10 protein-coding genes and 7 pseudogenes are annotated in these 12,690 nt (G+C 72.0%); all 17 read left to right on the forward strand.

Translation table 11 applies throughout. The annotated features are described in order from the left end of the window. A pseudogene (locus UG55_RS35615) lies at positions 1–705 on the forward strand (dihydroorotase); the annotation flags it as partial. After that, on the forward strand, positions 702–2,369 hold the full coding sequence (locus UG55_RS11605) for a hypothetical protein (protein ID WP_066066911.1): 1,668 nt from the start codon (positions 702–704) through the stop codon (positions 2,367–2,369). The pseudogene UG55_RS35615 and the gene UG55_RS11605, both read left to right, overlap by 4 nt. Next, the gene (locus tag UG55_RS29100) at positions 2,366–2,539 is read left to right on the forward strand and encodes a hypothetical protein (RefSeq protein WP_157901505.1); all 174 of its coding nucleotides are present in this window, start codon (positions 2,366–2,368) and stop codon (positions 2,537–2,539) included. Before UG55_RS11605 ends, UG55_RS29100 begins: the two co-directional genes overlap by 4 nt. Positions 2,540–2,613: 74 nt before the next feature. Beyond that, positions 2,614–2,785: carbamoyl-phosphate synthase domain-containing protein (locus UG55_RS35620; RefSeq protein ID WP_304440405.1), on the forward strand; the 172-nt coding region annotated here is incomplete at its 3' end. A 1-nt stretch (position 2,786) separates the two neighbouring features. Next, a pseudogene (locus tag UG55_RS35625) lies at positions 2,787–2,869 on the forward strand (hypothetical protein); the annotation flags it as partial. A gap of 1 nt (position 2,870) precedes the next feature. Further along, positions 2,871–3,723: pseudogene (locus UG55_RS11610) on the forward strand (carbamoyl phosphate synthase small subunit); the annotation flags it as partial. Then, positions 3,723–4,946, forward strand: a 1,224-nt coding sequence (gene carB, locus UG55_RS35630; RefSeq protein WP_242424179.1) for a carbamoyl-phosphate synthase large subunit, incomplete at its 3' end; no start/stop codon positions are given. The pseudogene UG55_RS11610 and the gene carB (UG55_RS35630), both read left to right, overlap by 1 nt. Before the next feature lies 1 nt (position 4,947). Further along, positions 4,948–6,775: pseudogene (gene carB / locus UG55_RS35635) on the forward strand (carbamoyl-phosphate synthase large subunit); the annotation flags it as partial. A 1-nt stretch (position 6,776) separates the two neighbouring features. Continuing rightward, positions 6,777–7,004 (forward strand): annotated as a pseudogene (locus tag UG55_RS35640) (hypothetical protein); the annotation flags it as partial. Then, positions 7,004–7,748: orotidine 5'-phosphate decarboxylase / HUMPS family protein (locus tag UG55_RS11620; protein WP_242424195.1), on the forward strand; the 745-nt coding region annotated here is incomplete at its 3' end. The pseudogene UG55_RS35640 and the gene UG55_RS11620, both read left to right, overlap by 1 nt. A 27-nt stretch (positions 7,749–7,775) precedes the next feature. Continuing rightward, positions 7,776–7,840 (forward strand): annotated as a pseudogene (locus tag UG55_RS45295) (hypothetical protein); the annotation flags it as partial. 246 nt (positions 7,841–8,086) lie between these two features. Beyond that, on the forward strand, positions 8,087–8,407 hold the full coding sequence (gene mihF / locus UG55_RS11625) for an integration host factor, actinobacterial type (protein ID WP_006540116.1): 321 nt from the start codon (positions 8,087–8,089) through the stop codon (positions 8,405–8,407). 496 nt (positions 8,408–8,903) lie between these two features. Further along, entirely contained in the window at positions 8,904–9,455 is a 552-nt protein-coding gene (gmk, locus tag UG55_RS11630) for a guanylate kinase (protein WP_066066916.1), read from the forward strand. Positions 9,456–9,574: 119 nt separating this feature from the next. After that, complete coding sequence (gene rpoZ / locus UG55_RS11635; RefSeq protein ID WP_018503033.1) at positions 9,575–9,859, forward strand: DNA-directed RNA polymerase subunit omega; 285 nt, start codon at positions 9,575–9,577, stop codon at positions 9,857–9,859. A 62-nt stretch (positions 9,860–9,921) separates the two neighbouring features. Next, positions 9,922–10,182 (forward strand): flavoprotein (locus tag UG55_RS35645; protein ID WP_304440404.1); only part of this gene is annotated, 261 nt, incomplete at its 3' end. 1 nt (position 10,183) lies between these two features. Further along, positions 10,184–11,184 (forward strand): annotated as a pseudogene (gene coaBC / locus UG55_RS11640) (bifunctional phosphopantothenoylcysteine decarboxylase/phosphopantothenate--cysteine ligase CoaBC); the annotation flags it as partial. A gap of 86 nt (positions 11,185–11,270) precedes the next feature. Next, complete coding sequence (metK, locus tag UG55_RS11645) at positions 11,271–12,464, forward strand: methionine adenosyltransferase (protein WP_066066921.1); 1,194 nt, start codon at positions 11,271–11,273, stop codon at positions 12,462–12,464. Positions 12,465–12,690 lie beyond the last annotated feature (226 nt).

The following is a 12,690-nucleotide window of genomic DNA, read 5'->3' on the forward strand; positions in this document are numbered from 1 at the left end:
GGCCTTCCCGGCTGGCCGGCGGTCGCCGAGGAGGCGATCATCGCCCGGGACGCCCTGCTGGCGGGCCATGTCGAATCCCGGCTGCACGTCTGCCACGTGTCCACGGCGGGCTCGGTCGAGATCATCCGCTGGGCCAAGGCGAAGGGGTGGCCGGTCACCGCGGAGGTGACCCCCCATCACCTCCTGCTCACGGAGGACCTCGTGGCCTCCTACGATCCGGTGTTCAAGGTCAACCCGCCGCTGCGGACGGAAGCCGACACAGAGGCACTGCGCGCCGGCCTGGCGGACGGCACGATCGACTGTGTGGCCACCGATCACGCCCCGCACGCGCCCCAGGACAAAGAGACCGAGTGGGCCGCCGCGCGGCCAGGGATGCTCGGACTTGAGACGGCGCTGTCCGTCGTGATCGAGACCATGGTCGCGACCGGCCGTCTCGACTGGGCCGGCGTCGCCGACCGGATGGCGTTCGCACCCGCCCGGATCGGCGGCGTCACCGACGTACCCGCCGACGCCGCGGGGTTCGCGCGGCCGGGAGCGCCCGCGACGCTGACGCTGTTCGACCCGCAGGCCCGCCGGGTGATCGACCCGCGTTCCTTCGCCAGCCGGAGCACCAACACTCCGTACGGTGGCCGCAGCCTCCCCGGAACCGTCCGTGCGACGTTTCTGCGGGGCCGGCCCACTGTGCTCGACGGGAAGATCGTATGACCAGCGCATCCCGGTCCGCCGCCCTGCCGGGGACCGCCCCGCTCGTCCTGGCCGGGCCGGTCGTCGCCGCCGGCCGGCCCGGTGGCGCGGCTCTGCACCTGCTGCTCGCCTTCGGATTGTTGCTGCTGGTGGTGGCGGTCGCCGGCGCGATGCGACGAGCCTGGCGCGCACGGACGCAGCAGCCCGAAGAGGATCTGCCGGACCTGCCCGAGCCTCCCGAGCAGACCGGGAACGTCCTGGCGGCACCCCTGCGCGGGAGGTACCTGGGCACGGTCGACGCGGGCCACTGGCGGGAGTGGATCGCCGCGCGCGGGCTCGCCGGGCATGACGGCGACTACATCGCGGTCTTCGAGCAGGGGGTCCGGGTCGACCGGGACGGCGAGGCCTTCTGGATCCCCCGCGAGGCGGTGCGGGGAGCCCGCCTGGAGCGCGGGCACACCGGGAAGGTCGCCGCGCCGAGCCGGTTGATCGTGGTGGCCTGGTCATTCGAGGGCCGGGAGCTGGAGACCGGCTTCCGCGGCGAGGACCGGGCCCGCCAGCCGAAGGTCGTGCGTTCCGTCCACGACCTCATCGGCCCGATGCCCACCGCGCCCCTGCCCGGTGACATCACCTCGCCGCATGCCGTGCCACGGGTACGCGCCCGGCTCCGGCCGCGGGTGCCCGCACCGCCGCACCCGGCCGCGGCAGGGCGCGGCGGGGCCCCGGGCGGGCCGGCGACGATGCCGATACCGGTGGCCGGCCGCCAGTCGCGCTCACGCCGCGCGGAGCCGAGGCCGCAGGCCGGCACCCCGCCGCAGGCCGGCGGGGGCTACCACGAGGAAGCACAGACCACCGGCATCCGGCGGACCGGTGCCTTCCCCGTGGGCGGCCACCAGGCAGACGCACGCGGCCCGGGTCAGCACGGCACGGGGGCCCAGGACGGGAGGGCGCCCGACCCGGGCGAGTTCCGCACCGGCCCTTATGGTGCCGCCGGCCACGACGCCCGTGGTCCCGGTGGCGCCGCCGCCGGGCCGGGAGCGCATGACACCGGTGCGTACAACACCGGTGCGTACAACACCGGCGGTGACGACACCGGTGCATACGTAACAGGTGCTTACGACACCGGCGGCTATGTCAGCGACGCCCAGGTGTCGGGTGCTCATCCGACCGGAGCATTCGTGACGGGAGCCTCTGTGGCCGGCGCGCAGGTGGCGGGTACCCCGACCTCCGGTGCCTACGGCGCGGGTGCTGCCCGGTACGAGGCGGGTGCGCACGAGACGGGGGCCTACGACACGGGTGCCTACGACACGGGTGCCTACGACACGGGTGCCTATGACACCGGCGCCTATGACACCGGCGTGTACGGCACCGGCACCTACGGCACGGGAGCACACGACACCGGCGCGTACGGCACCGGCGCGTACGGCACGGGTGCGCACCACGCGGGCGGCCGGAGTGCCGCGCCGCAGGGCGCGCCGGGATACGGCACCGGTGCCTACGATGTCGCCGCCCTTCCCGGGCGGGGTGCCCACCCGGGACGGCCCGAGCCCGGGCAGCCCGCACCGGGGATCGGGGAACAGGCGGGTTGGCCGGGTGTCCCCGCCCCGGGCTGGGCCCGCCCTCCGGAGCGGGACGCGTTCGCCGAGCCGGGCGAGCGGGTGCCCAACTGGGAGGAGCGGTCATGACCGCCCGAGACGACCCGGCCGGGGCCGGTCGGGCGGGCACGGGACCACAGCCCGCGCCGGCCCCGGGCGGGTCGGCGCGGCGGCGGGTGGGGATCTGGCAGATGGTCGGAGATGGCTGGGACCTGGCGGACGGCCAGGCGGCGCGGAACAGGGCAGGGGTGAGCCGGTGAGCGGCCTCGACAGTCAGCCTGCTCCGCTGGAGCGCGAGCGGCCGGGGCCGGGAGCGGTCCGGCGGGCGGTGCTCATGCTGGAGGACGGCAGAAGTTTCGCCGGTGAGGCGTTCGGATCAGTGGGTGAGGCGTTCGGAGAGGCGGTCTTCTCCACTGGGATGACCGGCTACCAGGAGACGATCACCGACCCGTCGTACCACCGGCAGATCGTCATCATGACGGCGCCACACATCGGCAACACCGGGGNGAACGACACCGACTACGAGTCGGCACGCATTCAGGTCGCGGGTTTCGTCGTGCGTGACCCGAGCCGGCTGGCGTCGAACTGGCNGGCTCAGCGCACCCTCGACGAGGAGCTGGAGAACGCCGGCGTGGTCGGGATCAGCGGGGTCGACACCCGTGCGCTGACCCGTCACCTGCGTGAGCGGGGCGCGATGCGGTGCGCCGTCAGCAGTACCGACACGGATCTCGACTCGCTGCTGGAGCGCGTGCAGGCCTCGCCCGGCATGGTCGGCGCCGACCTCGCGCCGGCGGTCAGCACGGTCGAGCCCTACGTCGTCGAGGCGCGGACCGGCCGGCCGCTCTTCCGGGTCGCGGCGCTGGACCTGGGCATCAAGCGGAACACGCCGCTGTCGATGGCGGAACTCGGCTGCGAGGTGCACGTGCTGCCGGCCCGCAGTACCACCGAGGACCTGCTGGCCCGGTCGCCCGACGGAGTCTTCCTCTCCAACGGGCCCGGCGATCCGGCCAGCGCCGACTACGCGGTCGAAACGCTCGCCGGCGTCCTCGAAGCGGGTGTCCCGGTCTTCGGGATCTGTTTCGGCAACCAGGTGCTCGCCCGCACGCTGGGATTCGACACCTACAAGCTGACCTACGGGCACCGGGGCCTCAACCAGCCGGTCGCCGACACCCGGACCGGTCGGATCGCGGTGACCAGCCACAACCACGGCTTCGCGGTGCGTGCCCCGCTGACCGGGACCACCGACACACCCTTCGGCCGGGTCGAGGTGAGCCATGTCGCCCTCAACGACGACGTGGTCGAGGGCCTGACCTGTCTGGACGTGCCGGCGTTCAGCGTCCAGTTCCATCCGGAGGCGGCGGCTGGCCCGCACGACGCCCAAGGACTGTTCGACCGGTTCTGCGACCTGATGGCGTCGAACCGGCGGAAGCGGGGAGAAGGCTGATGCCCAGGCGCGAGGACCTGCGGTCCGTGCTGGTGATCGGTTCGGGGCCGATCGTCATCGGCCAGGCGTGCGAGTTCGACTACTCCGGGACCCAGGCCTGCCGCGTGCTGCGCGGCGAGGGCCTGCGGGTGATCCTGGTCAACAGCAATCCGGCGACGATCATGACCGACCCGGAGATCGCCGACGCGACCTACGTCGAGCCGATCACGCCGGAGATCGTCACGAAGATCATCGAGCGGGAGCGGCCGGACGCGATCCTGGCCACGATGGGCGGCCAGACCGCCCTGAACACGGCCGTCGCCCTGCATGACGCCGGGGTGCTGGAGCGCTTCGGGGTGCGCCTCATCGGGGCCAACATCGACGCGATCCGCGCGGGCGAGGACCGGCAGGCGTTCAAGGACATCGTCGCCTCGGTGGACGGGGAGACCGCCCGCAGCGCGATCTGCACCACCGTCGAGGAGTGCCTCGCCGCGGCGGAGGAGTTCTCCTACCCGGTGGTGGTACGGCCGAGCTACACGCTCGGCGGGGCCGGCAGCGGCTTCGCGCACGACATCGACGAGCTGCGCCGGATGGCCGCGGACGGTCTGACCGCCAGCCCGTCCACCGAGGTGCTCGTCGAGGAGTCGGTGCTCGGCTGGAAGGAGTTCGAGCTTGAGCTCATGCGTGACCGCGCCGACAACGTGGTCGTGGTCTGCTCGATCGAGAACATCGACCCGATGGGTGTGCACACCGGCGACTCGGTGACCGTCGCCCCGGCGATGACCCTCACCGACCGCGAGTACCAGCGCATGCGGGACATGTCGATCGCCGTCATGCGCGCGGTCGGGGTGGACGCGGGCGGCTGCAACATCCAGTTCGCGGTCGACCCGGCCACCGGGCGTCTCGTCGTGATCGAGATGAACCCGCGGGTCTCCCGCTCCTCCGCGCTGGCCTCGAAGGCGACGGGGTTCCCGATCGCCAAGATCTCGGCGAAGCTGGCGCTCGGCTACACCCTCGACGAGATCCCCAACGACATCACCCGCACCACTCCCGCCGCCTTCGAGCCGACCCTCGACTACGTGGTCGTGAAGGTGCCGAGGTTCGCGTTCGAGAAGTTCCCCGGCGCGGACACGACGCTGACCACCACGATGAAGTCCGTCGGCGAGGCGATGGGCGTCGGCCGCAGCTTCGCCGAGGCGCTGCAGAAGGCGCTGCGGTCGATGGAGCAGCCCGGGCTGTCGTTCNCCTTCACCGCCCCGGAGGCGACCGCCGAGGAACTTCTCACGGCTGCCCGGGTTCCGCACGACGGGCGGCTGCGCACCGTGCAGCAGGCGCTGCTCGCCGGCGCAGACCCCGCCGAGGTGACGGCGCAGACGGGCATCGATCCCTGGTTCGTCGACCAGATCGTCTACCTCAACGAGATCGCCGCGTCGCTGACCCGCACCCCGGAGGGGATCCGCCGCGCGAAGCGGGCCGGGTTCTCCGACGCCCAGCTCGCGGGCCTGCTGGGCACCCGGGAGGAGGTGGTCCGCTCCTTCCGGCACCGGGCGGGCATCCGCCCCGTGTACAAGACGGTCGACACCTGCGCCGCCGAGTTCGCCTCCGAGACCCCGTACCACTACTCGTCGTACGACTCCGAGACGGAGGTCGCGGCCAGCGACCGGCCGCGGGTGATCGTGCTCGGCAGCGGCCCGAACCGCATCGGCCAGGGCATCGAGTTCGACTACGCCTGTTGCCACGCGGTGATGGCGCTGTCCGCCGCCGGCTACGAGGCGGTGATGGTCAACTGCAACCCGGAGACGGTCTCCACCGACTACGACACCGCCGACCGCCTCTACGTCGAGCCGCTGACCGTCGAGGACGTCCTCGAGGTCGTGCACGCGGAATCGCAGGCGGGGCCCCTGGCCGGGGTGATCGTGTCGCTGGGCGGCCAGACCCCGCTGGGCATCGCCGCCGCGCTGGCCGATGCGGGAGTGCCGGTCGTCGGCACGCCGCCGAAGGCCATCCACCTCGCTGAGGACCGCGGCCAGTTCGGGCAGGTGCTGGAGGCTGCGAACCTCCCCTCGCCACCGCACGGCGTGGCCACCTCCTACGCCGAGGCGCGGACGGTCGCCGACCGGATCGGCTACCCGGTGCTGGTGCGGCCGTCGTACGTGCTCGGTGGACGCGGGATGGAGATCGTCTACGACGACGCCATGCTGCGCGACTACATCGAGCGCGCGACCCAGATCTCGCCCGAGCACCCGGTGCTGGTCGACCGCTTCCTCGACGACGCGGTCGAGATCGACGTGGACGCGCTCTACGACGGCTCGGACCTCTACCTCGCCGGGGTGATGGAGCACATCGAGGAGGCGGGCGTGCATTCGGGCGACTCCGCCTGCGCGTTGCCGCCGATCACGCTCGGGCGGTCCGAGCTGGACCGCATCCGGGAGTCCACCCGCCTGATCGCCGAGGGCGTGGGGGTGCGCGGGCTGCTCAACGTCCAGTACGCGCTTCAGTCGGACATTCTGTACGTCCTGGAGGCCAACCCGCGGGCGTCGCGCACCGTGCCGTTCGTCTCCAAGGCCACCGCGGTGCCGCTGGCCAAGGCCGCGGCCCGGGTGATGCTCGGCGCCACCGTGCCCGAACTGCGGGCCGAGGGCCTGCTGCCGGCGTACGGCGACGGCGCCACCCTGCCGCTCGACTCGCACATCTCGGTCAAGGAGGCGGTGCTGCCCTTCGGTCGCTTCCGGGACGCGGGAGGCCACGGGGTGGACACGGTGCTCGGGCCGGAGATGCGTTCCACCGGTGAGGTGATGGGCATCGACGACGGTTTCGGCATCGCGTACGCGAAGTCGCAGGCCGCCGCCTACGCGTCGCTGCCGACGTTCGGACGGGTCTTCGTCTCGGTGGCCAACCGGGACAAGCGGGCGATGATCTTTCCCATCAAGCGCCTGGCGGACCTCGGTTTCGTCGTCTACGCAACATCCGGGACGGCGGACGTGCTCCGGCGCAACGGGGTCAAGGCCGTGGTCCTGGGCAAGCATCGGGCTCCCAGCGAGAACCTCGTCGACTGCGTTGAAATGATCACGTCNGGTCAGATCGATCTGGTCATCAACACGCCATGGGGTGTCGGGCCGCGGCTGGATGGATACGAGATCCGGACCGCCTGCGTCAGCGTCGGGGTTCCCTGCATCACCACGATTCAGGCTGCCGCCGCGTGCGTGCAGGGTATCGAGTCCCTCGTTCGGGGTGAACTCGGGGTGCGGTCGCTGCAGGAGTACCACACCACGCTGCGGTCGGCGTGGGGGTCGACGCCCTGATGAGCGCGCCACCGCCCGGGCGGCCGGCCCACCGGTGGGCGCCGCCGGGGGGCCGGCCGCCGATCGCCCTCGCGCTGGACGCCCCCGACGGTGCCACCGCGCTGCGGTGGGCGCGCGAGGTCGCCCCGCACGTCGCGGTGCTGAAGGTCGGCATGGAACTGTTCTTCCGGGCCGGCGCCGCGGTGGTGACTGCGCTGCGTGACGAGGGTCTGCTGGCTCCGGCGGGTTCGGGTGGCCCCGCCGGAGCGGGCGGGATGGCGGGATCCGTGGCGGAAGATGATCGATTCGGCGGCGCGGCCGACGCCGCGCCGGAGCTCTTCCTCGATCTGAAGCTCCACGACATTCCGGCCACGGTGGCCGGCGGGGTGCGTTCGCTGGCCGTCCTGGCACCCCGTTTCCTGACGGTGCACGCGGCCGGCGGGTCGGCCATGGTGCGCGCCGCGGTCGAGGCGGCCCCCGAGGTCCACGTAACCGCGGTCACGGTTCTGACCTCTCTGGACCACGGGGCGCTCGCCGCCATCGGGCTGTCAGGGCCGCCTTCGGACGCCGTTCGCAGGCTCGCGGCGCTGGCTGTGGAGGCCGGGGCGAGGGCGCTTGTCTGCAGCCCGAAAGAGGTCTCCTTGGTCCGCGCGGAGGTCGGCGAAACTGTGACTCTCGTCACACCTGGAGTCCGCCCAGAGGGTGCAGAACGGGCAGACCAGGCCCGGGTGGCCACCCCGGAACGGGCGCTCTCCGACGGTTCGGNCCTTCTGGTCATCGGCCGTCCGATCNCCTCCGCGGCCGATCGTGCTGTGGCCGCCGCCACTCTCGCTGCCAGGGTTACTCCTCTTCGGTAGGCCGTTGACCTGCGGAAACGTCCCTAGGTGCAGGTCCGGGGCACGCCCTGTGTCCAGCGGCCGGTACGGTGGGGCCGCCAAGGACCGAATGCGTCCGGCGCAGGCGATGCAGGTCATTCCCCCGGTCAAAGGCGCTGTCATGTTGGGACAATGCCAAGTGACTGGCGTGATGCAGCTCGGCTGGACCGAGGAGCCTCTTCCTCGCTAGTTTGCGCGGCGCGATCACCACATTGAGGAGGCGTACCCGTGACCCTGCCGCCCCTGACGCCCGAGCAGAGGGCCGCCGCCCTCGAGAAAGCCGCGCTGGCTCGTAAGCAGCGCGCCGAACTCAAGGAGCGGTTGAAGAAGGGGGAGATCAGTCTTGCCGCCGTTCTGGAGCTGGCGGATGGCGATGAGGTCGTCGGCAAGATGAAGGTTTCCGCGGTTCTGGAGTCGCTTCCGGGAGTGGGCCGAGTTCGGGCCCAGAAGATCCGGGAGCGACTCGGTATCAGCCCGACCCGCAGACTGCGCGGGCTCGGGGCCAAGCAGCGTGCCGCACTCCTGGAGGAGTTCGGCGCCGGCGCGTGAGCGATGAGCGTGACGTGACGTGACGCCGTTCCCATCGATGAGTGGTAACGGCCCGTGACGGGCATCGCCCGAAGGTGTTGAGGTCAGGTGGCTCGACACGTTCCGGCGCGGTGGTCGTTCATTGCGTCGCGAAATCGCTGGGTCGCTCAATCGCCGGCTGGAGGCGGGGTGTGTTCTCGTCGAAAGCCTGGGAGCAGCTGTCGTCCCAGGCGCGGTGACAGCACGAACCGCGTCTGATTGGCGCGCCGGTCGGGTGTCATCCGTCCGACTACCCGGCCGGGTTCCAATGGGCTCCCGCATACCACCGAGGTGAGTGCGGGAACCCATACTTTGATGGCATGTTGCTGACGATCCTCCGTTGGCTGACGTTGGCTGGACGTCGGCTGGCGGCAGGACGCCGTGCTGATGCCGGAGTGCTCAGGACCGGCCGCGGCCGGCGGCTCACGTGCCGCAGCCGGACCTGCGCCTCCCAGCCGCCGCGCTCTAAGGTGTCGGAATGGGACTGACCGTGCTGTCGGGGCCGTCCGGAGTGGGCAAGGGCACGATCGTCGCCGCCGTCCGCCGGCTGCACCCTGAGATCTGGGTGTCCGTCAGTGTGACGACGCGGGCGCCGCGCCCCGGTGAGACCGATGGCGTCGAATACCATTTCGTCGACGCCGAGGAGTTCGCTCACATGGTCAAGGTCGGCGAGTTCGTCGAGCACGCGATGTTCGCCGGGCACGCCTACGGCACGCCCCGGAGGCCCCTGGAGGAGCGGATCGCGGCCGGCGCGCCCTGCCTGCTGGAGATCGAGCTCCAGGGCGCCCGGCAGGTGCGGTCCGCGCTGCCGGACGCGCGATTCGTCTTCCTCGCCCCGCCCACCTGGGACGAGCTGGTGCGGCGTCTCACCGGGCGGGGGACCGAGGACGGCGACGTGATCAGGCGGCGCCTCGACCGGGCCCGCATCGAACTGGCCGCCGAGACCGAGTTCGACGAGGTCATCGTCAACGACGAGGTCACGACCGCCGCGGAGCGGTTGGTAAGGTTGATGACCAGCTCGTCACACTAGTGTGACCGCGGAAGTGTGACCGGCAGCCTCCTCACTCCGGTGAGGCCGGCAGAAGGGCCGGGCACGCGCCATCCACGGCGCGGCCTCGCGCCGCCCCACCGCCCAACCGGAAGGACACCGTGTCCGGTACCGTCGCCCAGCCTGAGGGCATCACCAACCCGCCGATCGACGAGCTGCTCGAGGCTACCGACTCCAAGTACAGCCTCGTCATCTACGCGGCGAAGCGTGCCCGGCAGATCAACGCCTACTACTCCCAGCTCGGTGAGGGCCTCCTGGAGTACGTCGGCCCGCTGGTCGAGACGACCAGCGCCCAGGAGAAGCCGTTGTCGATCGCGCTCCGCGAGATCAACTCGGGCCTGCTGACCCACGAGACGATCACCGACCCGCTGCCCCCCGTCTCCTGAGCCGGTTGGCTCTCGGGTGTCCCGGGTGACACGGGCCCACGCGCGCGGTCTGGCGGTGGGCCGTGGGTGACCTCGCCGCAGCATCCACGCCGCCACCGGCGCCGGCCGAGGCCGGCAGGCGGCCCAGGGTGGTCCTCGGGGTGTCCGGCGGCATCGCCTCGTACAAGGCGGTCGAGGTCCTGCGCCAGCTGACCGAGACCGGGCACGAGGTGCGGGTCGTGCCGACGGCCGCGGCGCTGCGGTTCGTCGGCGAGGTCACCTGGGCGGCGCTGTCCGGCCAGCCGGTCTCCACCGACCTGTTCTCCGACGCCGAGGATGTCGCCNACGTCCGGGTGGGGCGCGCGGCCGACCTCGTGCTGGTCGTGCCGGCCACCGCGGACCTGATGGCGCGGGCCGCCGCCGGGCGGGCGGACGACCTGCTCACCGGCACCCTGCTCACCGCCACCTGCCCGGTGGTCTTCGCGCCGGCGATGCACACCGAGATGTGGCAGCACGCGGCGACCCGGGCGAACGTGGCACTCCTGCGGGAGCGCGGTGCCGTCGTCCTGGAACCGGCCGTCGGCCGGCTGACCGGTGCCGACTCGGGTCCCGGCCGGCTGCCGGACCCGGTCGAGATCGCCGCGGTCGCCAGGGCTGTGCTTGCCCGCGGGGCCGCGCTGCGGCCGGACCTGGCCGGCCGGCACCTGCTCGTCACCGCCGGTGGCACCCGGGAGTACCTCGACCCGGTGCGGTTCCTCGGGAACGCCTCCAGCGGCCGGCAGGGCTACGCGCTGGCCCGCGCCGCGGTGGCTCGGGGCGCCGCGGTCACCATGGTCGCGGCCAACGTCGCGCTGCCGGACGTCGCCGGGGCGACCACCCTGCGGGTGGGGTCGGCCGCCGAGCTCCGGGCCGCCGTGCACGGGCACGCCGCGGCGGCCGAGGTGGTCATCATGGCCGCCGCCGTCGCCGACTTCCGGCCCGCGACGGAGCATCAGTACAAGATCAAGAAGGAGGCCGGGGCGCCCGAGAGCATCGCCCTGGCCCGTAATCCCGACGTGCTCGCGGAGCTCGTCGGCGACCGGCGCCCCGGGCAGGTGCTGGTCGGCTTCGCGGCCGAGACGGGAGCCCCAGACGCGGGGGTGCTGGACCTCGCCCGGGCGAAGCTGGCCCGCAAGCCGGTGGACCTGCTGGTGGTGAACCAGGTGGGGGCCGGGCTCGGGTTCGAGGTGGAGCAGAACAGCGCTGTGCTGCTCGACCAGGCCGGCGGGGCCGTCGAGATCCCGCTGATGAGCAAGGACCTGCTCGCCCACCGCATACTTGATCGGGTGACCGCTCTGCTCGGATGAGTGCGATCCGGGCAGTGCGGGTATCGCTGAGCGAGGCTCGGTAAACTGCGCTGGTATCAGTCCTGATCTCCCCAGGGGGTAGTCCAGTGGCGACGCGCCTTTTCACGTCCGAGTCCGTCACGGAAGGGCACCCGGACAAGATCGCTGACCAGATCAGCGACTCTATTCTCGATGCGATGCTCAAGGACGACCCGAAGTCCCGGGTCGCGGTGGAAACACTGATCACGACCGGCCAGGTGCACGTCGCCGGTGAGGTGACCACCAAGACCTACGTTGACATCGCCTCGGTGGTCCGTGAGCGGATCCTGGAGATCGGCTACGACTCCTCCAAGAAGGGCTTCGACGGCGCGTCCTGCGGTGTGAGCGTGTCCATCGGCGCGCAGTCGCCGGACATCGCCCAGGGCGTCGACACGGCGCACGAGGCACGGGTCGAGGGCACCGAGGACGACCTCGACCGTCAGGGCGCCGGCGACCAGGGCCTGATGTTCGGCTTCGCCTGCGACGAGACCCCCGAGCTGATGCCGCTGCCGATCGCGCTGGCCCACCGCCTCGCCCGTCGGCTCTCCGCGGTCCGCAAGGACGGCCAGGTGGGCTACCTGCGGCCGGACGGCAAGACCCAGGTGACCATCGAGTACGAGGACGGCAAGCCCGTCCGGCTCGACACGGTGGTCGTCTCCTCGCAGCACGCTGCCGACATCGACCTCGACACCCTGCTCGCGCCCGACATCGCCGAGTACGTGGTCGAGCCCGAGCTGGCGCTGCTGGAGATCGCCACCGAGGGTCGCCGCCTGCTGGTGAACCCGACCGGGCGTTTCGAGATCGGCGGCCCGATGGGCGACGCCGGCCTCACCGGCCGCAAGATCATTGTCGACACCTACGGTGGCTACGCCCGCCACGGCGGTGGCGCCTTCTCGGGCAAGGACCCGTCCAAGGTCGACCGGTCGGCCGCCTACGCGATGCGCTGGGTCGCCAAGAACGTGGTGGCCGCCGGCCTGGCCAGCCGCTGCGAGGTGCAGGTCGCCTACGCGATCGGCAAGGCTCACCCGGTCGGCCTGTTCGTCGAGACCTTCGGGACGGGCACCGTGCCGGACGCCCAGATCCAGGACGCGGTCACCGAGGTCTTCGACCTGCGGCCGGCCGCCATCGTCCGCGACCTCGACCTGCTGCGCCCGATCTACGCGCAGACGGCTGCCTACGGCCACTTCGGCCGCCCCGAGCTCGACTTCACCTGGGAGTCCACCTCCCGCGCCGAGGCCCTCGCGGCCGCGGTCAAGGGCTGATCCGAGGGGGTTCTGACTCCGGATGCCTCCAGGACGGGCAGGCAGGCCTGCTGAGCCCCCCTGGGCAGCCATCCGCGGACAGCCGCGGCATCGGCTGGGACGCAGCACGAGCTGCCTCCCGCCCGGCGCCGCGGCTGTCGCCGTTTCCGGCCGCGGGTCGGACGTCCGCCGTCCGCCGGACGTCCGATGTTCCGCGCTGTCTGATGGTTCCGCGCTGTCTGATGGT

This window comes from Frankia sp. EI5c (genome assembly GCF_001636565.1).
In the GTDB taxonomy this organism is placed as follows: domain Bacteria; phylum Actinomycetota; class Actinomycetes; order Frankiales; family Frankiaceae; genus Parafrankia.

Bases quoted from the DNA above. Each gene is read 5' to 3' on its own strand.
- UG55_RS11605 (WP_066066911.1), top strand. From the start codon at position 702: ATGACCAGCGCATCCCGGTCCGCCGCCCTGCCGGGGACCGCCCCGCTC.
- UG55_RS29100 (WP_157901505.1), top strand. From the start codon at position 2,366: ATGACCGCCCGAGACGACCCGGCCGGGGCCGGTCGGGCGGGCACGGGA.
- gmk (WP_066066916.1), top strand. From the start codon at position 8,904: ATGGGACTGACCGTGCTGTCGGGGCCGTCCGGAGTGGGCAAGGGCACG.